This is a genomic window from Paenibacillus favisporus, from assembly GCF_040545415.1.
Taxonomy (GTDB): Bacteria; Bacillota; Bacilli; order Paenibacillales; family Paenibacillaceae; genus Paenibacillus_AQ; species Paenibacillus_AQ favisporus.
This window is the reverse complement of sequence record NZ_JBEPLV010000012.1, coordinates 15,303-40,344: the sequence shown is the minus strand read 5'-3', so window position 1 is coordinate 40,344 and position 25,042 is coordinate 15,303. Positions and strand designations below refer to the sequence as shown.

Annotated in this window: 26 protein-coding genes and 1 other annotated feature; all 26 genes read right to left on the bottom strand. The window is 50.7% G+C overall.

What is annotated here, in order from left to right:
• Positions 1 to 56: 56 nt before the first annotated feature.
• The 26 genes from rplB to cysE all read right to left on the bottom strand — a co-directional run bounded on the left by rplB (position 57) and on the right by cysE (position 24,983).
• On the bottom strand, positions 57 to 887 hold the full coding sequence (gene rplB, locus ABID47_RS33090; RefSeq protein WP_076176738.1) for a 50S ribosomal protein L2: 831 nt from the start codon (positions 885 to 887) through the stop codon (positions 57 to 59).
• Between the two features lie 12 nt (positions 888 to 899).
• The gene (gene rplW / locus ABID47_RS33085; protein ID WP_076176737.1) at positions 900 to 1,193 is read right to left on the bottom strand and encodes a 50S ribosomal protein L23; all 294 of its coding nucleotides are present in this window, start codon (positions 1,191 to 1,193) and stop codon (positions 900 to 902) included.
• On the bottom strand, positions 1,193 to 1,816 hold the full coding sequence (gene rplD, locus ABID47_RS33080; protein WP_076176736.1) for a 50S ribosomal protein L4: 624 nt from the start codon (positions 1,814 to 1,816) through the stop codon (positions 1,193 to 1,195). Before rplD ends, rplW begins: the two co-directional genes overlap by 1 nt.
• 26 nt (positions 1,817 to 1,842) lie before the next feature.
• Entirely contained in the window at positions 1,843 to 2,466 is a 624-nt protein-coding gene (gene rplC, locus ABID47_RS33075; RefSeq protein WP_076176735.1) for a 50S ribosomal protein L3, read from the bottom strand.
• A gap of 36 nt (positions 2,467 to 2,502) precedes the next feature.
• Complete coding sequence (gene rpsJ / locus ABID47_RS33070) at positions 2,503 to 2,811, bottom strand: 30S ribosomal protein S10 (RefSeq protein WP_005544556.1); 309 nt, start codon at positions 2,809 to 2,811, stop codon at positions 2,503 to 2,505.
• A gap of 323 nt (positions 2,812 to 3,134) precedes the next feature.
• Positions 3,135 to 4,325, bottom strand: coding sequence for an elongation factor Tu (gene tuf / locus ABID47_RS33065; RefSeq protein WP_116234493.1), 1,191 nt, complete (start codon positions 4,323 to 4,325; stop codon positions 3,135 to 3,137).
• Between the two features lie 119 nt (positions 4,326 to 4,444).
• On the bottom strand, positions 4,445 to 6,526 hold the full coding sequence (gene fusA, locus ABID47_RS33060; protein ID WP_354503375.1) for an elongation factor G: 2,082 nt from the start codon (positions 6,524 to 6,526) through the stop codon (positions 4,445 to 4,447).
• A gap of 48 nt (positions 6,527 to 6,574) precedes the next feature.
• Complete coding sequence (gene rpsG, locus ABID47_RS33055) at positions 6,575 to 7,045, bottom strand: 30S ribosomal protein S7 (protein WP_076176732.1); 471 nt, start codon at positions 7,043 to 7,045, stop codon at positions 6,575 to 6,577.
• Positions 7,046 to 7,089: 44 nt separating this feature from the next.
• Positions 7,090 to 7,512, bottom strand: a complete 423-nt coding sequence (gene rpsL / locus ABID47_RS33050; RefSeq protein WP_076176731.1) for a 30S ribosomal protein S12 — start codon at positions 7,510 to 7,512, stop codon at positions 7,090 to 7,092.
• Positions 7,513 to 7,656: 144 nt separating this feature from the next.
• Positions 7,657 to 7,908: a ribosomal L7Ae/L30e/S12e/Gadd45 family protein gene (locus ABID47_RS33045; protein ID WP_105441902.1), complete on the bottom strand. Its 252-nt coding sequence runs from the start codon at positions 7,906 to 7,908 to the stop codon at positions 7,657 to 7,659.
• Between the two features lie 159 nt (positions 7,909 to 8,067).
• Positions 8,068 to 11,682 (bottom strand): DNA-directed RNA polymerase subunit beta', encoded by a 3,615-nt coding sequence (gene rpoC / locus ABID47_RS33040; protein ID WP_076176729.1) that lies wholly within the window; start codon positions 11,680 to 11,682, stop codon positions 8,068 to 8,070.
• A gap of 82 nt (positions 11,683 to 11,764) precedes the next feature.
• Positions 11,765 to 15,310, bottom strand: a complete 3,546-nt coding sequence (rpoB, locus tag ABID47_RS33035) for a DNA-directed RNA polymerase subunit beta (protein WP_354503371.1) — start codon at positions 15,308 to 15,310, stop codon at positions 11,765 to 11,767.
• A 357-nt stretch (positions 15,311 to 15,667) separates the two neighbouring features.
• Positions 15,668 to 16,273 (bottom strand): class I SAM-dependent methyltransferase, encoded by a 606-nt coding sequence (locus ABID47_RS33030; protein ID WP_105441904.1) that lies wholly within the window; start codon positions 16,271 to 16,273, stop codon positions 15,668 to 15,670.
• 136 nt (positions 16,274 to 16,409) lie between these two features.
• The gene (gene rplL, locus ABID47_RS33025) at positions 16,410 to 16,775 is read right to left on the bottom strand and encodes a 50S ribosomal protein L7/L12 (protein ID WP_076176726.1); all 366 of its coding nucleotides are present in this window, start codon (positions 16,773 to 16,775) and stop codon (positions 16,410 to 16,412) included.
• A gap of 65 nt (positions 16,776 to 16,840) precedes the next feature.
• Positions 16,841 to 17,344: a 50S ribosomal protein L10 gene (gene rplJ / locus ABID47_RS33020; RefSeq protein ID WP_076176725.1), complete on the bottom strand. Its 504-nt coding sequence runs from the start codon at positions 17,342 to 17,344 to the stop codon at positions 16,841 to 16,843.
• A gap of 112 nt (positions 17,345 to 17,456) precedes the next feature.
• Positions 17,457 to 17,613, bottom strand: a sequence feature (ribosomal protein L10 leader region).
• 72 nt (positions 17,614 to 17,685) lie between these two features.
• Positions 17,686 to 18,378, bottom strand: a complete 693-nt coding sequence (gene rplA, locus ABID47_RS33015) for a 50S ribosomal protein L1 (RefSeq protein WP_076176724.1) — start codon at positions 18,376 to 18,378, stop codon at positions 17,686 to 17,688.
• A gap of 83 nt (positions 18,379 to 18,461) precedes the next feature.
• Entirely contained in the window at positions 18,462 to 18,887 is a 426-nt protein-coding gene (rplK, locus tag ABID47_RS33010) for a 50S ribosomal protein L11 (protein WP_076176723.1), read from the bottom strand.
• A 66-nt stretch (positions 18,888 to 18,953) separates the two neighbouring features.
• A complete protein-coding gene (nusG, locus tag ABID47_RS33005) occupies positions 18,954 to 19,487 on the bottom strand; it encodes a transcription termination/antitermination protein NusG (RefSeq protein ID WP_076176722.1) in 534 nt (177 codons plus the stop codon).
• A gap of 22 nt (positions 19,488 to 19,509) precedes the next feature.
• On the bottom strand, positions 19,510 to 19,698 hold the full coding sequence (gene secE, locus ABID47_RS33000; RefSeq protein ID WP_076176721.1) for a preprotein translocase subunit SecE: 189 nt from the start codon (positions 19,696 to 19,698) through the stop codon (positions 19,510 to 19,512).
• Positions 19,699 to 19,719: 21 nt separating this feature from the next.
• Positions 19,720 to 19,869: a 50S ribosomal protein L33 gene (rpmG, locus tag ABID47_RS32995; protein WP_076176720.1), complete on the bottom strand. Its 150-nt coding sequence runs from the start codon at positions 19,867 to 19,869 to the stop codon at positions 19,720 to 19,722.
• Positions 19,870 to 20,273: 404 nt separating this feature from the next.
• Positions 20,274 to 20,918 (bottom strand): RNA polymerase sporulation sigma factor SigH, encoded by a 645-nt coding sequence (gene sigH / locus ABID47_RS32990; RefSeq protein ID WP_076176719.1) that lies wholly within the window; start codon positions 20,916 to 20,918, stop codon positions 20,274 to 20,276.
• Between the two features lie 161 nt (positions 20,919 to 21,079).
• Positions 21,080 to 21,601 carry an NYN domain-containing protein gene (locus ABID47_RS32985; RefSeq protein WP_076176718.1) on the bottom strand — a complete coding sequence of 174 codons (522 nt, stop codon included), beginning with the start codon at positions 21,599 to 21,601 and terminating at the stop codon, positions 21,080 to 21,082.
• A gap of 5 nt (positions 21,602 to 21,606) precedes the next feature.
• Positions 21,607 to 22,353 (bottom strand): 23S rRNA (guanosine(2251)-2'-O)-methyltransferase RlmB, encoded by a 747-nt coding sequence (gene rlmB / locus ABID47_RS32980; protein WP_354503367.1) that lies wholly within the window; start codon positions 22,351 to 22,353, stop codon positions 21,607 to 21,609.
• A gap of 43 nt (positions 22,354 to 22,396) precedes the next feature.
• Positions 22,397 to 22,861, bottom strand: a complete 465-nt coding sequence (locus ABID47_RS32975) for a Mini-ribonuclease 3 (protein ID WP_251679237.1) — start codon at positions 22,859 to 22,861, stop codon at positions 22,397 to 22,399.
• A complete protein-coding gene (gene cysS, locus ABID47_RS32970; protein ID WP_116234486.1) occupies positions 22,858 to 24,264 on the bottom strand; it encodes a cysteine--tRNA ligase in 1,407 nt (468 codons plus the stop codon). The genes ABID47_RS32975 and cysS overlap by 4 nt, the downstream gene beginning before the upstream one ends.
• A gap of 38 nt (positions 24,265 to 24,302) precedes the next feature.
• Complete coding sequence (gene cysE, locus ABID47_RS32965) at positions 24,303 to 24,983, bottom strand: serine O-acetyltransferase (protein WP_116234485.1); 681 nt, start codon at positions 24,981 to 24,983, stop codon at positions 24,303 to 24,305.
• Positions 24,984 to 25,042: the final 59 nt, after the last annotated feature.

The window sequence follows — 25,042 nt, the reverse complement described above, 5'->3', positions numbered from 1 at the left end:
CTTCATCCAATCTTCTCGTTACTTTCGGCACTTCACAAAGTCATGCACAGCGTGCATTATTTTGTGCGGCGGCGAACGATATATTTGTCAGAAGCTTTGCCTTTTTTACGCGTTTTGTAACCAAGGGTTGGTTTGCCCCATGGAGACATTGGCGATTTACGTCCGATTGGAGCGCGGCCTTCACCACCACCGTGAGGGTGATCGTTAGGGTTCATAACTACCCCGCGAACTTCAGGACGTTGTCCGAGCCAGCGGCTGCGGCCAGCTTTACCGATTTTAATCAGCTCGTGGTCTTCGTTACCAACGGAACCGATTGTAGCACGGCAAACTTTAAGCAGTCTGCGAACTTCGCCCGAAGACAAACGTACGGATACGTATTTATCTTCTTTACCAAGAAGCTGAGCTTCGGTACCGGCAGCGCGAACCAATTGTCCGCCTTTGCCAGGCTGCAGTTCGATGTTGTGGATAACAGTACCTACCGGAATGTTCTCCATTGGAAGTGCGTTACCGATTTTGATGTCGGCGTTTGGACCAGATTCAATTTTGTCTCCCACTTTCAGACCTTTAGGAGCGATGATGTAACGCTTCTCTCCGTCTGCATAGTGGATCAGAGCAATATTGGAAGTACGGTTCGGGTCATACTCGATCGTAGCAACGGTACCTGGTATGCCGTCTTTCGTACGTTTGAAGTCGATGATACGGTATTTACGTTTGTGTCCGCCGCCGTGGTGACGAACCGTAATTTTACCTTGGTTGTTGCGGCCAGCTGTTTTGCTGAGCGGTGCAAGCAACGATTTCTCCGGCTGATTTGTCGTGATCTCTTCAAAAGTAGACACGGACATGTTACGTCTAGCCGGGGATGTCGGCTTATACTTTTTAATAGGCACGTGATTTCCTCCTTACTCTACAGATTCAAAAAACTCGAGCGCTTTGCTGTCTTTGCTCAGCGTTACGATGGCTTTTTTCCACTCGGTTGTATAACCGTTGTAGCGGCCATAGCGTTTCGGCTTAGCAGGGACGCGCATTGTATTTACATTCGTTACTTTCACTTTAAAGATCGATTCAACAGCTTGTTTGATCTCGGTCTTGTTCGCACGGATATCCACTTCAAAGGCATACTTCAAGTCGCCCATGTATTCAGCCGTACGTTCAGTGATCACCGGACGTTTGATAATATCACGAGGATCTTTCATTACGCGAGCACCTCCTCTACCTTCTGAACTGCTTCTTTCGTAATGATCAGTTTGTCGTACAGAAGTACGTCAAGAACATTAATGCCGTCTGCTGCAACAAATTTCACGCCAGGAATATTCCGTGCGGAAAGAGCCACATTATCATCATAGCCAGGAGCTACGATCAGAGCCTTACGTTCTACTTTCAGATTGTTCAGGATCGCTGCAAATTCCTTTGTTTTAGGCGTATTCAGAGCGAGTTGGTCCAGAACGATCAGATTGTTAGCGATCACTTTGGAAGACAATGCAGATTTAATAGCCAGTCGACGAACTTTCTTAGGAAGCTTGAACGAGTAGCTGCGTGGTGTTGGACCGAATACAGTACCGCCGCCCTTCCATTGTGGTGAACGGATCGAACCTTGACGAGCACGGCCGGTTCCTTTTTGTTTCCAAGGCTTACGTCCGCCGCCGCGTACTTCAGAACGGCCCTTCACTTTGTGTGTACCACGACGCAAAGATGCTCTTTGCAGCAATACCGCTTGGTTCATCACGTGTACGTTCGGCTCTACGCCAAATACCGCATCGTTCAGTTCCAATTCTCCTACTTCGCTACCGCTGACATTAAACAGGGTTACTTTTGGCATTATGTGTTCCTCCTTTCCTTAGGTGATTATTTCTTCACCGTTTCGTTAATTTTAACGAAGCTGTTTTTAGGTCCAGGAATAGCACCTTTAACGAGCAATACGTTGCGTTCAACGTCAACTCTAACAACTTCAAGTTTTTGTACAGTTACCGTAGCATTACCCATGTGACCTGGCAGACGCTTTCCTTTAGGAACACGGTTAGCCTGGATCGAGCCCATGGAACCCGGTCTGCGATGGTAACGCGAGCCGTGAGCCATTGGTCCGCGGCTTTGTCCCCAACGTTTGATAACGCCTTGGAAGCCTTTACCTTTGGAAGTACCGGTTACGTCAACAAATTCGCCTTCTGCGAAGACATCCGCCTTCAGTTCTTGGCCAACCTCGAATGCTCCGAGGTCAACACCGCGAATTTCGCGAACGTAGCGCTTAGGTGCAGTGTTAGCTTTTTTAGCATGTCCTGCTTCGGGCTTGTTTGCACGCTTCTCCTTCTTATCGGCGAAACCGATTTGAATAGCTTCGTAGCCATCGTTCTCAAGATCTTTCTTTTGCAGAACAACACAAGGACCTGCTTCGATAACCGTCACAGGAATTACATTACCTTCTGGAGTAAATACTTGAGTCATTCCGAGTTTTTTTCCTAAGATACCTTTCATGTTGACACCTCTTTTCCCGTCTTAATTCATTTCGAATTACAATTTGATTTCGATATCTACACCGGACGGCAGGTCCAAGCGCATAAGAGCATCCACAGTTTGTGGAGTTGGGTTAACAATGTCGATCAGACGCTTGTGTGTGCGCATTTCGAATTGCTCCCGAGAATCCTTATACTTGTGTACCGCACGGAGAATAGTAATGATTTGTTTCTCTGTTGGAAGCGGAATCGGTCCAGATACACCAGCACCCGAACGTTTTGCAGTTTCAACGATTTTCTCAGCGGATTGATCAAGAATTCTGTGATCGTAAGCTTTCAAACGAATACGAATTTTTTGCTTTGCCATTTTAGTCCCTCCTTCTATCGCCCAATTTGGTATCGGACATACTCCGTGAAAATTTTCTAACCCACCGCTCCATGGCAAAGGGGCCGGGTGTGTCAGTAACCTCTCACATCATCGCAACGTCTCAGAACAACATTCACTATTATATATAAAGAATGGGCATAATGCAAGCTTTTAATGAAAAGGCGTTGTTGTTCTTTTCTTCCTATATATAAAGAAAGGAATCCTCCCGCCAGGAGAGGATTCCTCTGTATCTCTTGCGTTTACAACACAGCGTTACTCGTTCCAGCACATCGTTGCTATATAGAAGGCAATTTGCCTTTTAATTATTTGCTGATTGTTGCGATGGCACCAGCAGCTACTGTACGTCCACCTTCACGGATCGTGAACTTCGTTCCTTCTTCAATCGCGATTGGAGCGATCAGTTGAACGGATACAGTGATGTTGTCGCCAGGCATAACCATTTCAGTTCCTTCTGGAAGGTTAACCACACCAGTTACGTCCGTTGTACGGAAGTAGAACTGTGGACGGTATCCAGTGAAGAAAGGCTTATGACGGCCACCTTCTTCTTTAGTCAAAACGTATACTTGAGCAGTGAACTCAGTATGCGGTTTAACGGAAGCTGGTTTGCAAAGTACTTGACCGCGCTCGATTTGGTTACGGTCTACACCGCGAAGCAGGGCACCGATGTTGTCACCAGCTTGAGCGGAATCCAGCAATTTACGGAACATTTCAACGCCCGTAACGACGGATTTCTTAGTTTCTTCAGCGATACCAACGATTTCAACTTCGTCGCCCACTTTAACAGTTCCGCGTTCTACACGGCCTGTAGCAACCGTACCACGACCAGTGATGGAGAATACGTCCTCGACTGGCATAAGGAAAGGTTTGTCAGTGTCGCGCTCTGGAAGAGGGATGTACTCATCGATGATGTTGAACATTTCGATGATTTTTTGTGCCCACTCGCCTTCTGGGTTTTGCAGAGCTTCACGAGCAGAACCTTGGATGATTGGAGTGTCGTCGCCTGGGAACTCATATTCGTTCAGCAGGTCACGAACTTCCATTTCAACCAGTTCAAGAAGTTCAGCGTCTTCAACCATGTCGCATTTGTTCAGGAATACGACGATGTAAGGTACGCCTACCTGACGGGAGAGCAGGATGTGTTCGCGAGTTTGCGGCATTGGGCCGTCAGCTGCGGATACAACCAGGATCGCTCCGTCCATTTGAGCAGCACCAGTGATCATGTTTTTAACATAGTCGGCGTGACCTGGGCAGTCAACGTGTGCATAGTGACGGTTAGGTGTTTCGTATTCCACGTGTGCAGTGGAGATTGTGATACCGCGTTCGCGCTCTTCTGGAGCTTTGTCGATTTGATCGAATGCTACTGCAGCACCACCGTAAGTTTTGGACAATACAGTCGTGATAGCAGCAGTCAGAGTTGTTTTACCATGGTCGACGTGACCGATAGTACCGATGTTAACGTGCGGTTTAGTACGTTCAAACTTAGCCTTTGCCATTTGAACAATTCCTCCTTAAATGGATTGAATATAGGTTTTATGTTTGAACTGACCGGTGTTTATGCAAGCAGTTCTGGATGTAATCGTACCGGTCAGGGTTTAAAACTCAAAAGCAGAAATTACTCGTCAGAACCTTTGGACTTCGAAACGATTTCTTCAGCAATGTTCTTAGGAACTTCTTCGTAGTGGGAGAGTTCCATGGAGAACACGCCGCGCCCTTGGGTACCGGAACGAAGTGTCGTCGAGTATCCGAACATTTCGGAAAGAGGCACTTTCGCACGGATGATCTGAGCGCCGGAACGGTTATCCATACCTTCGATACGTCCACGGCGGGAGTTCAGCATTCCCATTACGTCGCCCATGTATTCTTCAGGCACCGTAACTTCGACTTTCATGATTGGCTCGAGCAGGACAGGTTTACACTTGTCTTTAGCCGCTTTAAGTGCCATGGAACCGGCAATCTTAAACGCCATCTCATTGGAGTCGACATCATGGTAGGAACCGTCTACGATTGTAGCTTTGATGTCTACAAGCGGGAAGCCGGCAAGAACACCATTCTTCATGGCTTCTTCGATACCATTCAGTGCAGGCTGAATGTATTCTCTTGGTACAGAGCCACCGACGATCTTGCTGTCAAACTGGCTGCCAGTACCTGCTTCGAGAGGTTCGAACTCAACCCAGACGTGACCGTATTGACCACGACCACCGGACTGACGAACGAATTTACCCTCAACGCGTGCAGCTTGACGGAAGGTTTCACGGTATGCAACCTGTGGTTTACCCACGTTGGTTTCTACCTTGAATTCACGACGCATACGGTCAATGATGATGTCGAGGTGAAGCTCACCCATACCAGCCAAGATTGTTTGGCCAGTTTCTTCATCTGTATGAGCACGCAGCGTAGGATCTTCTTCTGTCAATTTGCCCAAAGCAACGCCCATTTTATCTTGGTCGGCTTTGGTTTTAGGCTCAACTGCGATTTCGATAACCGGATCCGGGAAGTTCATGGATTCCAGGATAACCGGAGCTTTCTCGTCGCAGAGTGTGTCGCCCGTACCGGTATCTTTCAAGCCTACGGCAGCCGCGATGTCACCGGAGTAAACTTCGCTGATTTCTTGACGGCTGTTCGCGTGCATCTGAAGGATACGGCCGATACGTTCGCGTTTGCCTTTGGTAGCGTTCAATACGTAAGAACCGGATTGAAGGATACCAGAGTATACGCGGAAGAACGTCAATTTACCAACATAAGGGTCTGTCATGATTTTGAATGCCAGAGCCGCGAACGGTTCTTCATCGGAAGAATGACGCTCAACTTCCGAACCGTCTTCAAGGTGACCTTGAATCGCCGGCACGTCAACTGGAGCTGGCAGATAATCGATAACAGCGTCCAGCATCAGCTGAACCCCTTTGTTGCGGTACGAGGAACCGCAGATAACCGGGAAGATCTTAACTTCGCAAACCCCTTTACGGAGGGCTGCTTTCAGTTCCGGAACTGTGATTTCTTCACCTTCCAGATACTTCATTGTCAGGTCTTCGTCGAGTTCTGCGACTTTTTCGATCAGTTCAGCGCGAAGTTCTTCGACTTTGTCTTGGAACTCGGCCGGAATGTCGACCACCTCAATGTTTTGACCCAGGTCATCTTTGTACATGTGAGCTTTTTGCTCAACCAGGTCGATGATGCCTACGAAGTCGTTCTCTGCACCGATCGGCAATTGAATCGCTACTGCGTTCGCTTGCAGACGATCGCGCATGTCGTTAACGACGTTCAGATAGTCGGCACCGATAATATCCATTTTGTTTACATATGCGATCCGCGGAACGCCGTAGCGGTCAGCCTGTCTCCATACGGTTTCAGACTGAGGCTCAACGCCCTCTTTCGCACTGAAAACACCTACTGCCCCATCCAATACACGAAGGGAACGTTCAACTTCAACCGTGAAGTCAACGTGCCCTGGGGTGTCAATGATATTAACGCGGTGACCTTTCCACGAAGCGGTCGTCGCAGCGGAAGTAATCGTGATCCCGCGCTCCTGTTCCTGCTCCATCCAGTCCATTGTAGCCGCACCCTCGTGAACTTCACCGATTTTGTGCGTACGGCCTGTGTAGAACAAGATCCGCTCTGTGGTGGTCGTTTTACCAGCGTCAATATGCGCCATGATCCCGATGTTGCGTGTATTTTTCAAGGAGAACTCTCTTGCCATGAAAATAGTCTCCCTTCAAAATTGAAGTGTAATTTGTTGAGCCGAATCCTACCAGCGGTAGTGAGCAAACGCTTTGTTCGCTTCAGCCATTTTGTGAGTGTCCTCGCGTTTCTTAACGGAAGCGCCTGTGTTGTTGGAAGCGTCGATGATCTCAGCCGCCAAACGCTCTTCCATTGTCTTCTCACCGCGGTTGCGGGAGTAGTTCACGAGCCAACGTAATCCCAAAGACGTACGTCTTTCAGGTTTTACTTCAATCGGCACCTGGTAGTTGGCACCGCCGACACGGCGAGCCTTAACTTCCAGTACTGGCATGATATTTTTGATAGCTGCTTCAAACACTTCCATAGGATCTTTACCTGTACGTTCTTGAATCAGGTTGAACGAATTGTAAAGGATGCTTTGGGCAACACCTCTTTTACCATCCAGCATGATGCGGTTGATAAGGCGTGTAACCAGTTTGCTGTTGTACACCGGATCCGGCAATACGTCTCTCTTACTAACTGGACCTTTGCGTGGCATGGATATCCCCCTTTCTCAAGTCTTTGAATTCTTATAGAAATCAATTACGATTTTTTAGCTTTCGGACGTTTCGCGCCGTATTTGGAACGAGCTTGCATCCGGTTGTTCACACCTGCAGTATCAAGCGCACCGCGAACGATATGGTAACGTACACCTGGAAGGTCTTTTACCCGTCCACCGCGAACCAATACCACGCTGTGCTCTTGCAGGTTGTGTCCGATCCCCGGAATGTAAGCAGTCACCTCGATGCGGTTCGTCAAGCGAACACGGGCATATTTACGAAGCGCGGAGTTCGGTTTCTTCGGAGTCATTGTACCTACACGGGTGCAGACACCACGTTTTTGAGGAGCGCTAAGTCCTGTCTCTTCACGCTTCAGAGCGTTGTATCCTTTCTGCAATGCAGGGGACTTCGACTTGTAGATCTTAGCTTGACGTCCTTTGCGAACTAGCTGGTTAATTGTTGGCATGTTAGCCACCCCCTTCCCATAATACTTATCCTCATTACAAACCTCTTTTTAAGTCCACAGACCCAGGCGGTTCATAAAAGAACAAATGAAAAGTCTTTGCCGGAAGAACTCTGTTGATTTCCCCAACAAAAACGTTCCTTACAACTATGATTTAACGATAGCGGCCATCGCTGCGCCCACTTCAATTCCACATGCTTTACCCAATTGATGCATAGTATCCACATAGGTGATCTTCACTCCATGCTTAGTGCAAAGAGCTTCAACCTTTGAAACGAGCCGGTGTTCCGCATCTTCCGCCACAAACACTTCGGCGGCTTGGCCCAATTCTACGAGTTTCATCGTTTGTTTGGCACCGATCTTGACATGAGCATCCTGTAATCCTTTATCATTAGACATTTTGATATCCTCCAAAAGCACAGGGGTACTTAACTACTCACGCACCTTTGCTATATTAGCACTTGCATTAGGCGATGTCAAGAATGTTTCAGGAAAGTTTTCGCGGAAGCAGCCCTTTTTCATGCCGCCTCCGCGCAAAACCGCCTGTATAGCAGTCTATTACTCTACTGTTGCCGTTTCAAGCTCTTTGGAGTCTTGATCTTCGGCGTTCGGATCATCGAATTTGACGCTGCGGTAACGGTTCATACCGGTACCTGCAGGGATCAATTTACCGATGATGACATTTTCTTTCAGGCCGAGCAGCTGGTCAACCTTGCCTTTGATCGCCGCATCGGTAAGAACGCGGGTCGTCTCCTGGAAGGATGCCGCGGACAAGAAGGAATCGGTCTCCAGGGAAGCCTTGGTGATACCGAGCAGAACCGGTTTGGCCACCGCAGGCTCTTTTCCGGACAGGATTGCTTCTTTGTTCGCTGCTTCGTATTCATGAATGTCGGTGAATGATCCAGGAAGAAGCGGTGTATCTCCCGCATCGACGATACGGATTTTACGCAGCATCTGCTTGATCATTACTTCGACGTGCTTATCGTTGATTTCTACGCCCTGGTTACGGTATACGCGCTGTACTTCCTGCAGAATGTAGTTCTGCACGCCACGGATGCCTTTAATGCGCAGCATTTCTTTCGGGTCGATGGAACCGTCTGTCAGCTCGTCGCCGGCTTCGATTTCCTGACCTTCGCTTACGCGCAGACGGGAACCGTAGGTAACGGAGTACACTTTCGTTTCCGCTTCACCTTGGACTTCGATTTCACGACGGTCTTTCGCTTCGCGGATTTCCTTCACGACGCCGTCGATTTCACTGATGGTTGCTTGACCTTTCGGATTCCGGGCTTCGAAAAGCTCCTGAATACGCGGAAGACCTTGGGTAATATCGTCCCCTGCGACACCACCGGTATGGAACGTACGCATGGTAAGCTGGGTTCCTGGTTCACCGATGGATTGTGCCGCGATGATGCCGACAGCTTCCCCGATTTCCACGAATTTGCCTGTGGCCAGGTTGCGTCCGTAGCACTTCTTACATACACCGTGACGGGCACGGCAGCTGAGTACCGAACGGATTTGCAGTTTTGTTACGCCAGAGTTGACGATCAGGTTCGCTTTATCCGAATCGATCAGCTCGTTGCGGTTAACCAGAATTTCGTTGGTTTCCGGATGACGAACCGTCTCGAAGCAGTAGCGCCCTTCAATACGGTCATACAGATCCTCGATAACCTCTTTACCATCCTGAATCCGGCTGACGGTAAAGCCTTTATCGGTACCGCAGTCTTCTTCGCGGACGATTACGTCCTGGGCAACGTCTACCAGACGGCGTGTCAGGTAACCGGAGTCCGCTGTACGCAGCGCGGTATCCGCCAGACCTTTACGGGCACCGTGCGTCGACAGGAAGTACTCGAGGACGGTCAGGCCTTCACGGAAGTTGGATTTGATCGGGAGTTCGATAATCCGGCCGGATGGGTTCGCCATCAGACCCCGCATGCCGCCGAGCTGAGTAATCTGCGATTTGTTACCCCGTGCTTTGGAATCAACCATGAGCATGATGGAGTTAAAGCGGTCCATGGATTTCATCAGGATGTCCGTAATGTCATCCTTCGCCTTCGACCAAATATCGATAACGCGGTCGTACCGTTCTTCGTTCGTAATCAAGCCGCGGCGGTATTGGTTCGTAACGACTGCAACCTTCTCGTCGGATTCCTTCAGGATCGCCTGTTTCTCATCAGGAACGATAACGTCGGATACCGCAACGGTTACGCCGGCACGCGTCGAATACGTGAAGCCGAGCTGCTTGATTTTGTCCAGAATCACGGATGTTTCCGTTGTGTGGTAAATCTCGAAGCAGCGGGCAATGATTTGGCCCAGATACTCTTTACCAACAGCGCTGCTTATAGGCAGGTCGTACATGCGCTCGCGGATGTCCGCGCCTTTTTCATAGACGAAATATTTTTCCGGCGTTCCGTTGAACAGATTGTCGCGGGTTGCTTCGTTAATGTACGGGAAGCTGCTCGGAAAAATTTCGTTGAAAATGATGCGTCCGACGGTCGTCAAGAGCATTGCGTCCTGCTGCTTGTCGGTAAAGCTCGTTTTGCCGAGCGCTTTTACCGGAATGGCTACCCGTGCATGCAGACCTGCGGTTCCGCGTTGGTAAGCCGATACGGCTTCGTTCACGGAGCTCAGGATCATGCCGGAACCTTTCTCTTCCTTGTTGTCCATGGTCAGATAGAAAGATCCGAGAACCATATCCTGCGAAGGAGTTACGACCGGTTTACCGTCTTTAGGGTTCAAAATGTTGCCGGATGCCAGCATGAGGATACGGGCTTCAGCCTGTGCCTCTGCGGACAGCGGAACGTGAACCGCCATCTGGTCACCGTCGAAGTCGGCGTTGTAGGCCGTACATACGAGTGGATGCAGACGAATCGCGTGACCTTCCACCAGGATCGGTTCAAACGCCTGGATACCGAGACGGTGAAGCGTAGGGGCACGGTTCAGCAGAACCGGATGCTCTTTAATGACTTCTTCGAGAACGTCCCAGACTTCCGGACTTACGCGCTCAACCTTACGTTTGGCGCTCTTAATGTTGTGGGCGAGGCCCTTGTTTACAAGTTCTTTCATGACAAACGGCTTGAACAGTTCCAGCGCCATTTTCTTCGGCAGACCGCACTGATACATTTTCAGGTACGGACCAACGACGATAACGGAACGGCCGGAATAGTCAACGCGTTTACCGAGCAGGTTTTGCCGGAAACGTCCTTGCTTACCCTTCAGCATGTGGCTGAGGGATTTCAGCGGACGGTTGCCTGGTCCAGTAACCGGACGGCCGCGGCGGCCATTGTCGATCAGAGCGTCAACCGCTTCCTGCAGCATCCGTTTTTCGTTCTGAACGATGATGTCCGGAGCTCCCAGGTCAAGCAGACGCTTCAAGCGGTTGTTCCGGTTGATCACGCGGCGGTACAGGTCGTTCAGGTCAGACGTTGCAAAACGTCCGCCGTCCAGCTGTACCATCGGGCGCAGTTCCGGAGGGATAACCGGCAATACGTCCATGATCATCCACTCTGGCTTGTTGCCGGAGTTGCGGAAAGCCTCGATGACTTCCAGACGCTTGATCGCACGGTTACGGCGTTGGCCTTGAGCCGTGCGCAGCTCTTCCTTCAGAAACTCGAGTTCCTTTTCGATATCGAGATCCTGCAGCAGCTTCTTGATTGCTTCAGCACCCATGCCCGCTTGGAAACCATAGCCGTATTTTTCACGGTAGCTGCGGTATTCTTTCTCGGACAGAAGCTGTTTCTTCTCCAGAGGCGTATCTCCAGGGTCGGTTACTACATAAGATGCAAAGTAAATGATCTCTTCCAGAGATCTTGGCGACATATCCAAAGCGAGACCCATACGGCTCGGAATGCCTTTAAAGTACCAGATATGGGATACAGGAGCTGCCAGCTCAATATGGCCCATCCGTTCACGGCGCACCTTCGCGCGGGTAACTTCTACGCCGCAGCGATCGCAGACTACGCCTTTGTAACGGACACGCTTATATTTGCCGCAATGGCATTCCCAGTCTTTTTGCGGTCCAAAAATCCGTTCGCAGAACAGGCCTTCTTTCTCCGGTTTGAGCGTACGGTAATTGATGGTTTCCGGCTTTTTCACTTCTCCGCGGGACCATGAACGAATTTTTTCCGGGGATGCAAGCCCGATCTTCATGAATTCGAAATTGTTAACGTCCAACAAGGAGCAACCCTCCTTAACCTAGTCCTAATAATTTAACCGTGAATGAGGACGGACGGTATCCCCGCCCGCCTTCACACGGTCTTTATTCCACTCCGACTTCTTCGCCTTCCAGGTTGAGGCTCAGCTTATCGCCGGCTGCCTCGTCTTCATCATCGAGCTCTTTCATCTCGATCTCCTGCTCGTCACCGCTCAGGATCTTAACATCCATACCGAGGGATTGAAGCTCTTTGATCAGAACCTTGAACGATTCAGGAACACCCGGTTCCGGAACGTTCTCGCCTTTAACGATGGACTCGTAGGTTTTCACCCGGCCGACCACATCGTCGGATTTGACGGTCAGGATCTCTTGCAGTGTATATGCGGCGCCGTATGCTTCCAGCGCCCAAACTTCCATCTCACCGAAGCGCTGTCCGCCGAACTGGGCTTTACCACCCAGAGGCTGCTGCGTAACGAGCGAGTATGGTCCAGTTGAACGGGCATGGATTTTATCGTCAACCATGTGGGCCAGCTTGATCATGTGCATAACACCGACGGTAACTTCACGTTCGAACATCTCGCCCGTGCGGCCGTCGTACAGACGCGTCTTACCGTTGCGCTGCATGCCGGCTTCTTCCATGGTGTCAAATACGTCATATTCATTGGCACCGTCGAATACCGGCGTGGCCACGTGAATACCAAGACGCATGGCTGCAAAGCCCAAGTGGACTTCCAGAACCTGCCCGATGTTCATCCGGGAAGGTACCCCCAGCGGGTTCAGTACGACCTGTACAGGCGTACCGTCCGGCAGGAACGGCATATCTTCTTCCGGCAGGATACGGGCCACGACCCCTTTGTTACCGTGACGTCCGGCCATTTTGTCACCTTCAGAAATTTTACGCTTCTGAGCGATGTATACCCGAACCAGTTGGTTTACACCAGGAGGCAGCTCGTCGCCGTTCTCACGGGTAAACACTTTGACGTCCACGATAATCCCGTCACTACCATGCGGTACGCGCAGGGAGGTGTCGCGCACTTCACGCGCCTTCTCACCGAAGATGGCGTGCAGCAGGCGCTCTTCCGCCGTCAGCTCCGTTACGCCTTTCGGTGTAACTTTACCGACGAGAATGTCGCCGGCGCTGATTTCGGCACCGATCCGGATAATGCCGCGCTCGTCGAGGTTCTTAAGAGCTTCCTCGCCGACATTCGGAATATCGCGGGTAATTTCTTCCGGTCCGAGCTTGGTGTCGCGTGCTTCGGATTCGTATTCCTCGATATGAATCGAAGTGTACACATCTTCCTTCACCAGCTTCTCGCTAAGGAGGATGGCATCCTCGTAGTTATAACCTTCCCAGGTCATGAACGCTACGACAACGTTACGTCCAAGAGCCAACTCGCCCATTTCCGTCGAAGGTCCGTCCGCGAGGATGTCGCCCTTCTTGATGACGTCGCCTCTCTTCACGATCGGACGCTGGTTGATGCATGTGCCTTGGTTCGAACGCATAAATTTGTGTAATTTATGTTTAACGATGTCACCTTTGACTTCTTTGCCGTCCACGGTCTCGATGCGGCGCACCCAGATTTCGTTGGCGGAAGAACGTTCAACTATACCGTCATGTTTGGAAACGATACATACCCCGGAATCCTTTGCAGACTTGTGTTCCATCCCTGTACCAACCAGCGGAGCTTTAGGCACGAGAAGCGGCACAGCCTGACGCTGCATGTTCGATCCCATCAGGGCGCGGTTGGAGTCATCGTTCTCGAGGAACGGAATGAGCGCCGTTGCGACCGACACGACCTGTTTCGGCGACACGTCCATGTAATCCACGCGATCGCTCGGCATCGGCAAGATGTTGTCGGACTGCTTGTTGTAACGGACGATAACCATATCCTCCGCAAACGTGCCGTCTTCATTCAGCTTTGCATTTGCCTGTGCGACCACATAGTTGTCTTCCTCGTCGGCTGTCAGGTAGTCGATCTGATCGGTTACAACACCCGTCTTCGGATCGACCCAGCGGTACGGAGCTTCGATAAAGCCGTATTCGTTGATCCGTGCGAACGTAGACAAGGAGTTGATCAAGCCGATGTTCGGACCTTCCGGCGTCTCGATTGGACACATCCGGCCGTAGTGACTGTGATGGACGTCACGAACTTCAAAGCCCGCGCGCTCACGTGTCAAACCACCGGGTCCGAGTGCAGACAGACGGCGTTTGTGCGTCAGTTCAGCAAGCGGGTTGGTCTGGTCCATAAACTGGGACAGCTGGGAGCTTCCGAAGAACTCTTTGATCGACGCGATAACCGGACGAATGTTGATCAGGGCTTGCGGCGTGATGACATTCGCATCCTGGATGGACATTCTTTCGCGTACGACGCGTTCCATACGGGACAGACCGATACGGAACTGGTTCTGCAGCAGTTCACCGACCGAACGCAGACGACGGTTACCAAGGTGGTCAATATCGTCCGTGTCGCCGATGCCATGCAGCAGGTTAATAAAGTAGCTGATCGAGGAAATAATATCAGCAGGCGTAATATGTTTAACCGATTTATCAATATTCCCGTTTGCAATCACTTTGACGACCTTGCCGTCTTCGATCGGGGAGAATACGTCGATGCTCTGCATCGGAATGTCATCGGCATCAAGCACACCATTGGCAACATGGTACGTTTTGTGTCCGACATTCTTCTCCAGGTGCGGCAGGATTTCGTCAAGGAGACGGCGGTCCACCATTTGTCCGGCTTCAGCAATGATCTCACCGGTATCGGTATCGATCAGCGATTCAGCAAGACGCTGGTTGAACAGACGGTTCTTGATATGCAGCTTTTTATTGATTTTATAACGGCCGACATTGGCCAGATCATAACGCTTTGGATCAAAGAAGCGCGCTACCAGCAAGCTCTTCGCATTGTCGAGGGTAGGCGGCTCGCCCGGACGGAGGCGTTCGTAAATTTCGATGAGCGCTTTTTCCGTGGAATCGGTGTTGTCTTTGTCCAGCGTGTTGCGGATGTATTCGTCGTTGCCGAGCAGGTCCAAAATTTCGGCGTCGCTGCCGAAACCAAGCGCCCGCAGCAAAACGGTAACCGGGATTTTACGGGTACGGTCGATCCGGACATACATGATGTCTTTCGCATCCGTCTCCAGTTCAAGCCAGGCACCACGGTTTGGAATCACCGTTGCAGTGTAGGTTTTCTTACCGTTTTTATCGACTTTCGTGCTGAAATAGACGCTAGGAGAGCGTACCAACTGGCTGACAATGACCCGTTCTGCACCGTTGATAATAAATGTACCGGTCTCCGTCATCAGCGGGAAATCTCCCATGAATACTTCCTGTTCTTTGACTTCTCCGGTTTCTTTGTTGATGAGCCGTACTTTCACCCGAAGCGGTGCCGCATACGTCACGTCACGCTCTTTCGCGTCATCGACGGTGTATTTGGGTTCGCCCAGGCTGTAGTCGATGAACTCCAGCACCAAATTGCCCGTAAAATCCTGAATTGGCGAGATATCCTGGAACATTTCGCGCAATCCTTCCTCCAAAAACCATTCGTATGATTTCTGTTGGATTTCGATCAGGTTCGGAATCTCAAGTACTTCATTAATTCGTGCATAACTTCGCCGAGTGCGTCGACCATACTGAACAAGATGTCCTGCCAACTTTAACTCACCCCTCATGTCTACTCACTTTAAAAATTGATTGCGAACCTCTGTTTGGAACCTTATAATGGATTCATGCAGAGGATTCATCCACAAATAAAGAAAAGCCCTTACCCGAATGCTTTCGAACAAAGAGCAACTTATCCATGGTCTTGCCTTCTAAACATAGAAGTGACTTCATATCCAGTAGATTTGCCCAAAATGTACATATTATACGTGGACATGCCCTATTTTATGCATATCTCCGCATAAAAACTATTGACATTTCAGCCAACTAAAGACAAGAAGCCTATCCTAATACTGACATTTTATAATAATATCACACATGATTTTTCAAGTCAATAGTCCTATTGCATATTATTGAAAAGATTTTGTAGCCTTAAAAATCCGGTACCCTTTATCCTTGGTGACTTCTTCCACCTGTGCGAACAAGCTCTCCAGCTTCGCCTTTGCCGATGGTGCCCCCTGCTTCTTCTGAATCACGATCCACAAGGATCCTCCTTCACGAAGATGCTCATACGCCTGCTCGAAAATCCGATGCACCGTTTCCTTGCCGGCACGAATCGGCGGATTGGTCAGGATGACATCGAAAGCTTTCCCTTCTACCTGCTGCAGCAGATCGCTCTCCAGAATCGTCACGTTCGTAATTCCGTTCAGCCTGGCATTTTCCTTGGCGAGCTCCACTGCACGGCTGTTCACATCCAGCATCGTCACATGCCCATCCCCGGCCAGTCTTGCCGCCACCAGTCCGATAGGACCGTACCCGCAGCCCACATCCAGAACCTCGGCCCCCTGCGGAATATCCATCGCTTCGATCAGCACCTTGCTGCCAAAATCAATTCCCTTCTTGGAAAACACCCCGGCATCGCTCGTGAACTTGTAGACTGCACCCCGCAGTCGCTCTTCCAGACTCCGCCGGTCATGTCCGGCTTCGGGCTGGTTGGAATAGTAATGCTGTGACATGCTTTCCCTCCGAATCCTTGGTTTCATTACACAGGATCCCCTGGTTCCAGTCGTTTAGTCACAAGGGATACGGTTTTACAAAAACAAACCCCTTGAATGATCAAGGGGTTTGCTATGTGCTTCAACTGAGAAGGAATTACTTCACTTCTACAGTAGCGCCTGCTTCTTCCAATTTAGCTTTAACGGATTCAGCTTCTTCTTTACCCACTTTTTCTTTCAGTGGTTTTGGAGCGTTGTCAACGAGTTCTTTAGCTTCTTTCAAGCCAAGACCTGTGATTTCGCGAACGGCTTTGATAACGTTGATTTTGGAAGCACCAGCGTTAGCCAGGATTACGTCGAATTCAGTTTGCTCAGCAGCTTCAGCTGCGCCAGCGCCGCCACCAACTACAGCTACTGGAGCTGCAGCAGTTACGCCGAATTCTTCTTCGATTGCTTTAACCAGGTCGTTCAGTTCCAAAACAGTCATACCTTTGATTGATTCCAAGATTTGCTCTTTACTCATGGTTGAACCTCCATTTTATAATAAAATTATTTTTTGTTTGCTTTTAAGCTGTCAGAACGGGAAGCTTACGCTCCTTGTTCTTCTTTCTCAGCCACAGCCTTAACTGCAAGCGCGAAGTTGCGAACTGGAGCTTGAAGCACGCTGAGGAGCATGGAAAGGAGACCTTCGCGGGATGGCAGTTCTGCCAACGCCTTGATTTGGTCAACGCCGACTACACGGCCTTCAACCACGGCACCTTTCAGTTTCAAAGCTTCGTTCTTCTTAGCAAAATCGTTAAGGATTTTAGCTGGTGCTACGGCGTCTTCTGCACTGAATGCGATAGCTGTTGGACCGGTCAATACTTCGTCCAGTTCAGTCAGCTCAGCAGCGGCAGTCGCACGGCGCAGCAAAGTGTTCTTCAACACTTGGAATTCAACACCCGCTTCGCGAAGCTGCTTACGCAGTTCGGTAGCTTGGGCAACGTTCAATCCGCGGTAGTCGGCCACTACTGTCGTTGCACTTTCGCGCAATTTCGCAGTTACCGCATCTACAGCTTCTTGTTTCGCTTGAATCACTTTTGCGTTTGCCAATGTCTACACCTCCTGAAAGTTTCAATGACTGTCCAGCCGGACTTGCCGGCCGACAGTTCGATCTACGTCGGAGTCCGCTTCGAGTCTGAGTACTCTTGGCTTCACCGATTTCATAGGCAAGTAAAAAGCCTCCGTAGATTTACGAAGGCCTGATGAATGATGATTGTCCGGGCAAAGCGCAGGAAAATCATATATATTCTATCACAACACCTCGGTAGGAAATTAAGCCCTTAGGCACCTACTGTCTACGGTAAGCATATTCAACTTTAGTGGTCGGTCACAAGGACCTAAACAACAACTTTTATATAGTAACAGATAACTCGGAACGAGTCAACGATAACTTATTTAAAGGTTGCTGTATTCACGCGTGCGCTTGGTCCCATCGTCGAGGATACGGCGATCCCCTTCAGATAAACACCTTTTGCAGCAGCTGGTTTAGCACGGTTGAGTGCGTCGATGAGAGATTTGAGGTTCTCATTCAGTTTGGCCGCATCAAAGGATACTTTACCGATCGGTGCGTGAATTTGACCTGCTTTGTCCAGACGGTATTCGATTTTACCGGCTTTGATTTCTTGAACAGCCTTGGCAACATCGAACGTAACTGTTCCTGCTTTAGGGTTAGGCATAAGGCCTTTACCACCGAGCAGACGACCCAGTTTACCGACTTCGCTCATCATATCAGGTGTAGCGACGCAGACGTCGAATTCGAACCAGCCTTGTTGGATCTTGTTGATCATGTCTTGATCGCCAACAAAATCTGCGCCAGCCGCTTCCGCTTCCTTCGCTTTGTCACCTTTCGCAAATACCAATACGCGTTGTGTTTTACCCGTGCCATGAGGCAGGACAACGACACCACGAACGGCTTGGTCTTGTTTACGTGGGTCAACGCCCAAACGAACTGCAACTTCAACGGTTTCGTCGAACTTGGCAGTCGCAGCCTTTTTCACAAGCTCTACAGCTTCTGCTGGCTCGTATACTGCTTCGCTGTCGATCAGCTTGGCAGCTTCAACATACTTCTTACCATGTTTAGCCATGTTTGTTCCTCCTTTGTGGTTTTAGCGGATATTCCTCCCACATGTGCCGGCCTCATAGGCCGGGTGTCGCAAGAAAAACCGGATTAGTCTTCGATTGTGATACCCATGCTGCGTGCAGTACCTTCAACCATACGCATAGCTGCTTCAACGGAAGCTGCGTTCAGGTCAGGCATTTTTTGCTCAGCGATTTCACGGACAGTGCTGCGTTTAACGGTAGCGACTTTCTTCTTGTTAGGTTCGCCGGAACCCTTCTCGATTTTGGCAGCTACGCGAAGCAGAACTGCAGCCGGTGGAGTTTTGGTAATGAACGTAAAGGAACGATCCTCAAATACCGAAATTTCAACCGGAATGATCAGACCAGCTTGATCAGCGGTACGAGCGTTGAATTCTTTACAGAATGCCATGATGTTGACACCTGCTTGACCCAATGCTGGACCTACTGGCGGCGCCGGATTCGCTTTACCTGCAGGGATTTGCAGTTTAACAACCTTGATTACCTTCTTTGCCATGTAAGACACCTCCTTCAAAAGTGGTTAGCGGGCCTCGGGGCCCTCCCACAAGAAACCTGAAGAACTTTATATCTTCTCCACCTGAGTATAATCCAGCTCAAGCGGGGTTTCCCGTCCAAACATGTTGACGTGTACCTTCAGCTTGCTCTTGTCGACGAGAATTTCTTCTACCGAGCCAACAAAATTCGCAAAAGGACCAACTTTGATACGTACGGATTCTTTAATATCAAATTCGATCTTCGGCTTCGGCTCTTCCATACCCATATGCTTCAGAATCTGTTCCACTTCTTCCGGAAGCAAAGGCGTCGGCTTGGAACCCGAACCCGTCGAACCGACAAATCCCGTAACCCCTGGCGTATTGCGTACAACGTACCAGGAATCGTCAGTCTGGATCATTTCCACCAAGACATATCCGGGGTAAACCTTTCTCATGACGACCTTTTTCTTGCCGTCCTTGTTTACCACTTCTTCTTCCATCGGAACAAGAACGCGGAAAATCTTGTCTTCCATGCCCATGGACTCAACGCGTTTTTCCAAATTGGCTTTGACCTTATTCTCATACCCAGAGTAGGTATGAACTACGTACCATCTTTTTTCCATATCAAGCCACCCGGGACCCTTCTTAAATAATCGCTTCGATCACAGCGGAAATGCCGATATCTAGAACCCAAAAATAAATCGTGACGATCGCAATGGTGCCAAGTACGATAAGCGTGTAATTCGTCAACTCTTTACGATTAGGCCAGCGAACTTTTTTAAGTTCCGCCCAGCTTTCAGAGAAAAAGGAAAACAGAGACTTGAAACCTTTCACGCCGACTACACCTCCAAAAAACTATCTGGTTTCGCGATGAGGAGTTTGCTCGTTACAAAACTTGCAAAATTTCTTCATCTCCATGCGGTCGGGGTGATTTCGCTTGTTTTTGGTAGTCGTATAGTTTCTTTGTTTGCAATTCGTACAAGCCAAAGTGATAATTACCCGCATGCTGTGCACCTCCCGAAGACGTCCTTCTATTTCAGAAGAGTCAATATTGATCCCTAGTAGGAAACAGCCTAAACTTTTCATCGCTGAAAAGAAAAAAAACCGTTCCTGCGAAATGAACGATTAAGCTCGTGCCGAAGCCTTTGCTCTCTCATCCATTAAAACACGCGAATTTAGGCCTACCTAAAACACTTTATCACAAGGGTCAAACCATGTCAACGAAAGAATGGCCTTGTCAATACGCGTTTAAAAACCACGATTCCCTGTCGTTTCAAGCCTTTTTTCTCATCATAAGCCGCCTGCATTCATTTACCAGTATGATTCATTCGTCCAGAGGTTAAACCTCGGCACTTCCGGTGTGAATAAAAAAAGACTCCTTACGAGCCTTTCTTCACCTTAGCGTCTGTTCAATTGTCGCGAACTTCCAAATATCTCTCCAGCTTGCGCTTGACCCGCTGCAGAGCATTATCGATCGATTTCACATGCCGTTTCAAATCCACCGCAATTTCCTGATAGGAGCGGCCATCCAAATACAGCATCAGCACTTTGCGCTCCAAGTCGCTCAGAATCTCGGACATCTTGTCCTCGAGTCCGACGAACTCTTCCTGGTTAATAATCAGCTCTTCCGGATCGCATACCTGCGAGCCGCAAATCACGTCAAGCAACGTACGGTCGGAATCCTCATCATAGATAGGCTTGTCCAACGACACGTAAGAATTCAGCGGGATATGCTTCTGTCTCGTTGCGGTCTTGATCGCCGTAATGATCTGCCTCGTAATGCACAGCTCGGCAAAAGCCTTGAACGAGGACTGCTTGTCCCCTCTGAAATCACGGATCGATTTGTATAAACCGATCATGCCTTCCTGGATGATATCCTCGCGGTCGGCGCCGATCAGAAAATAAGATCTGGCTTTGGCCCGCACGAAATTCCGGTACTTGTTGATCAAGTACTCCAGCGCTTCACTGTCACCCTCACGGAAATATTCGACTACGTCCTCATCCGTCTTGTAATCATAATCAGATAACATTAACTCTTTAAGGTCGACGCTCACCAAGAAACCCCCCGGCTGCAACGCAAGGTACCCGTTACTCGTGAAATATACGAACAGTATAAATGATGCTCTCCAAGCCGTCAACCACGGATTATCCAAAAAAGAACAGCGATAGCAAAATTGTCAAGAGCTGCAAATTTGTCATTTCATACAAAAGTTGGCTATTCCCGCCGCCATCGTTCGAAGATTTCGCGGATGTCCGGCGACAGCTTGCTGTCCAGTGTATTGCGCGTCGATCTGGCCTGATCTTCCTTGATCCGCTTCTGGATCATCTGCTCGCTGTTCTCCACTTCGATCAGCAGCTCCCGGGCGGACAAGCGAAGCGCTCCCCGCGCGAAGATGACATGCTGTTCGATCAAATCGCTGGTCGCCACATAGATCTGCCTGCTTCGCCGGGTCAGCTCTCCAACAAGACGCTCAATGCATTCGTCCGCCGTCTCCTTCTCCTTCGTAAAGTACACCTGGACCTTGCTCTGCGAGAAGGATTTGCCCAACCCCGGCACCCGGTAGGCGTCAAATACCGCGATCACTTTTCTTCCGGAAAAGGCCTGATAATCGGCCAGCCTGGCCAGCAGCTCGTCCCTGGCCTCCTGCATGCTGATCTGCGACAGCTCTGCAAGGGACGGCCATCCGCCGATCATATTATAGCCATCGACCAGAAGCACATCGCGCAAAGCCGCCATTCCGGCTAACCTTGGGTGCGGCGCCGGCGCAGAACTTCGTACATCACGACTCCCGCGGCCACGGAAGCGTTAAGCGAGTTGATTTGACCTTTCATGGGGAGTTTCACCAAAACATCGCATTTTTCGCGGATCAGTCTGCCCATGCCTTTCCCTTCGTTACCGATGACCACGGCGACGGGGCCGTCAAACACATTCGTGTCGTACATCTCGGAGGAAGCCGACACGTCGGTACCAACGACCCAAATTCCTCTCTCTTTCAGCTCCTCAATGGTCTGCCCCAGGTTCGTTACGCGTGCTACCGGGACGTATTCGGCGGCGCCGGCGGACGTCTTGGACACGGTCGCGGTAACCTGCGCCGACCGGCGTTTCGGCACGATTACCCCATGAACGCCGGTGCAGTCCGCGGTCCGGAGAATGGAGCCGAGATTGTGCGGATCTTCGATCTCGTCCAACAGCAAGATGAATGGTGCCTCTCCCTTGGCTTCCGCTACCTGCAGGATGTCCTCCACTTCGGCATAGGCATAAGGCGCCGCCTGCGCGACTACCCCTTGATGCTGCATACCCGGCGCCATCTGGTCCAGCTTACGTTTGTCCACCTGCTGAATGACGACGCCAAGCTTTTTGGCCTCGAAAATGATCGGCTGCGTCAGATGCTTTTGGGCATTTTCCGCAATCCATATTTTATTGATCGTCCGCCCGGATCGAAGCGCTTCGGTGACCGAATGCTTCCCGGCAATGATTTCTTCCTCCATCGATTTTCCTCCTGATTCTTATTGCCTGTGATGGCCTGCCGTCTTATTTCTTCTTGGGCTGCTGCTCTATGAACTTGATCCCCGTGTCGATTAACTCCTGCATGCGCTCGAACTGCCCGGTATAGTACAAGTATCCGATCAGGGACTCGAACGCGGTGGCATGCCGGTATTCCAGCACGTCGGCATTTTTCGGAATGGTGCCCGACTTGGCGTTGCGACCTTGGCGGACCACGTCGCGTTCCTCTTCGGTCAGCATCTCCTCCAGCGCACCGACAATTCGGCTCTGGGCCTTGGCCGAGACAAGTCCGGTCGCCGAACGGTGCAGCTGATTGGGCCGCAGGTTCGTCTTGGAGATTAAATATTGGCGGATGGCCACCTCATAGATAGCATCGCCAATATAAGCCAAGACGATCGGCGGAATCAGTCGGGCCGGCTTGGATGGCGGGTAGCTGAACATCCAGCTTCCCGCTCTTTCCGGCAGCAGTTCGTTGCCGTCCACCCCGCTCATTTGCGGCGCCAGCGCATGCCCTGCGCTGTATCCTCCAGCAGAATTCCCTTGGCCGCCAGCTCGTCGCGGATTTCATCCGCGCGGCCCCAGTTTTTGTTCTTGCGGGCTTCGGCACGCTCGGCGATCAGCTGCTCCACTTCCTCGTCCAGAAGCTCGGCCTTTTCCTCGAAATAGAGCCGCAGCACCGCGTTCAATTCGTCAAAAGCCGCCAGCATCGCCTGCAGTTCCGCAGGGTTCGCCACAGGCTCTTGAAGCAGCAGGTTGGCTTCACTGACCCATTCGAATACGGAGGTAATCGCATCCGGCGTATTGAAATCATCGTTCATTTTTTCATAGTAGGAAGCCAGAATCGCATCCAGCTTCTGCTGCACGGATTCACGGACCGGACCGTTTCCGTCCGGAGCCACCGTATCCAGGCGGTGCTTCATATTCGTGACGGCGTTGGCAATCCGCTCCACGCTCTTCATCGCCTGATCCATCGTCTCGCTGTTGAAGTTGAGCGGGTTGCGGTAATGCGTGGACAGCATGAAGTAGCGGATCGCTTCTTTTTTATATTGGGCGCGCAGATCCTTGACCAAAATACCGTTTCCGAGCGATTTCGACATTTTCTCGTTATTGATCTTGATGTACCCGTTATGCATCCAGTAGTTGGCGAGCGGCTTACCGGTCAAAGCTTCCGACTGCGCAATTTCGCACTCGTGATGCGGGAACTGCAGGTCCTGTCCGCCTCCATGGATATCCAGGGTGTCGCCAAGGTAGCGGCGGGCCATGGCCGAGCATTCGATATGCCAGCCGGGGCGGCCGTCGCCCCAAGGGCTTGCCCAGTAAATCTCTCCCGGCTTCGCCGCCTTCCAAAGCACGAAGTCTTCCGGGCTTTCCTTCCGCTCGTCGACGCCGATCCGGATGCCGAACTGCAGCTCCTCCAGCTTCTGATGCGATAGCTTGCCGTAACCCGCAAACTTGCCGGTTCGGTAGAAGACGTCGCCCCCTTTTTCATAAGCGAAGCCTTCGTCTTCCAGCTCCTTGATAAAGGCGATGATATTATCCATGTTCTCCGTCACCCGCGGGTTGATCGTCGCCTTATGAATGCCCAGCCCGTCGAGGTCCTCGTAGTACGCTTTAATAAACGTATCGGCTACCACAGGCACAGTGCTGTTCATCTGTTCGGCCTTGCGGATCAGCTTGTCGTCCACGTCCGTGAAGTTCACCACATAATTGACTTCGTTGCCGATCTGCTCCAGATACGAGCGAACGACGTCGAAAAAGATCATCGGACGCGCATTCCCGATATGAATATAGTCGTATACGGTCGGACCGCACACGTACATGTTCACTTTTCCCGGCTGCTTCGCCACAAACTCTTCTTTCGCCCGGATCATCGTATTATAAATTTGAAGGGACATATCCACATTTCCTTTCATCCATGAAATTCGCTGCTTCTTTATTTCGAACGTGCTCCAGCCGGGGTTTCCTCCTGCTGCAGCCGGTTGTTTTCCGTTTGTAGTCTTTCCAATTCACCGCGAAGCTGTTCGATCTCCTGCTGCATGCTGCGCAGCGAATCGACGATCGGGTCAGGCAGCTGGTGGCTGAGACGGTCCACCCGGCGCCCATCCTGCTTCACGATTCTTCCAGGGATGCCCACCACCGTACTATTCGATGGGACTTCCTTCAGAACGACCGAGTTGGCTCCGATGTTGCACTGGTCCCCGACCGTAAACGACCCCAGCACTTTCGCGCCGGACGCAATGACGACATTGTTGCCGATGGTCGGATGGCGTTTGCCTTTTTCCTTCCCGGTGCCCCCGAGGGTAACGCCCTGGTAAATGACGACGTCGTCCCCGATCTCACAGGTCTCCCCGATGACCACGCCCATGCCATGGTCGATGAACAGGCGCTTGCCGATCTTCGCTCCGGGATGGATCTCGATCCCCGTCATGAAGCGGCTGACCTGGGAGATCACGCGCGCCAGCGTAAACCACCGGCGTTTGTACAGTGCATGCGCAACCCGATGAGCCCAGATGGCATGCAGTCCGGAATAGGTGAAAATGACCTCGAACAGACTTCTGGCCGCCGGATCATTCTCGAATACGGTTTGGATATCCGATTTCATGTGCTTGAACATATCCGTTCCCCTCTTTGCTTCTTCTGTTCTCCATCGTTATGTGGAGGCACAACCCCTTC

Bases quoted from the DNA above. Each gene is read 5' to 3' on its own strand.
- rpsJ (WP_005544556.1), bottom strand. From the start codon at position 2,811: ATGGCAAAGCAAAAAATTCGTATTCGTTTGAAAGCTTACGATCACAGA.
- rpsG (WP_076176732.1), bottom strand. From the start codon at position 7,045: ATGCCACGCAAAGGTCCAGTTAGTAAGAGAGACGTATTGCCGGATCCG.
- ABID47_RS32985 (WP_076176718.1), bottom strand. From the start codon at position 21,601: ATGGCGGCTTTGCGCGATGTGCTTCTGGTCGATGGCTATAATATGATC.
- ABID47_RS33045 (WP_105441902.1), bottom strand. From the start codon at position 7,908: ATGTCTAATGATAAAGGATTACAGGATGCTCATGTCAAGATCGGTGCC.
- ABID47_RS32975 (WP_251679237.1), bottom strand. From the start codon at position 22,861: ATGAGCGGGGTGGACGGCAACGAACTGCTGCCGGAAAGAGCGGGAAGC.
- rplL (WP_076176726.1), bottom strand. From the start codon at position 16,775: ATGAGTAAAGAGCAAATCTTGGAATCAATCAAAGGTATGACTGTTTTG.
- cysS (WP_116234486.1), bottom strand. From the start codon at position 24,264: ATGTCCCTTCAAATTTATAATACGATGATCCGGGCGAAAGAAGAGTTT.
- cysE (WP_116234485.1), bottom strand. From the start codon at position 24,983: ATGTTCAAGCACATGAAATCGGATATCCAAACCGTATTCGAGAATGAT.
- rplA (WP_076176724.1), bottom strand. From the start codon at position 18,378: ATGGCTAAACATGGTAAGAAGTATGTTGAAGCTGCCAAGCTGATCGAC.
- rplW (WP_076176737.1), bottom strand. From the start codon at position 1,193: ATGAAAGATCCTCGTGATATTATCAAACGTCCGGTGATCACTGAACGT.
- rpmG (WP_076176720.1), bottom strand. From the start codon at position 19,869: ATGCGGGTAATTATCACTTTGGCTTGTACGAATTGCAAACAAAGAAAC.
- rplC (WP_076176735.1), bottom strand. From the start codon at position 2,466: ATGAAAGGTATCTTAGGAAAAAAACTCGGAATGACTCAAGTATTTACT.
- tuf (WP_116234493.1), bottom strand. From the start codon at position 4,325: ATGGCAAAGGCTAAGTTTGAACGTACTAAACCGCACGTTAACATCGGT.
- fusA (WP_354503375.1), bottom strand. From the start codon at position 6,526: ATGGCAAGAGAGTTCTCCTTGAAAAATACACGCAACATCGGGATCATG.
- rplD (WP_076176736.1), bottom strand. From the start codon at position 1,816: ATGCCAAAAGTAACCCTGTTTAATGTCAGCGGTAGCGAAGTAGGAGAA.
- ABID47_RS33030 (WP_105441904.1), bottom strand. From the start codon at position 16,273: ATGTCACAGCATTACTATTCCAACCAGCCCGAAGCCGGACATGACCGG.
- rpsL (WP_076176731.1), bottom strand. From the start codon at position 7,512: ATGCCAACAATTAACCAGCTAGTTCGCAAAGGACGTCAAGCTAAGATC.
- rplK (WP_076176723.1), bottom strand. From the start codon at position 18,887: ATGGCAAAGAAGGTAATCAAGGTTGTTAAACTGCAAATCCCTGCAGGT.
- rlmB (WP_354503367.1), bottom strand. From the start codon at position 22,353: ATGGAGGAAGAAATCATTGCCGGGAAGCATTCGGTCACCGAAGCGCTT.
- nusG (WP_076176722.1), bottom strand. From the start codon at position 19,487: ATGGAAAAAAGATGGTACGTAGTTCATACCTACTCTGGGTATGAGAAT.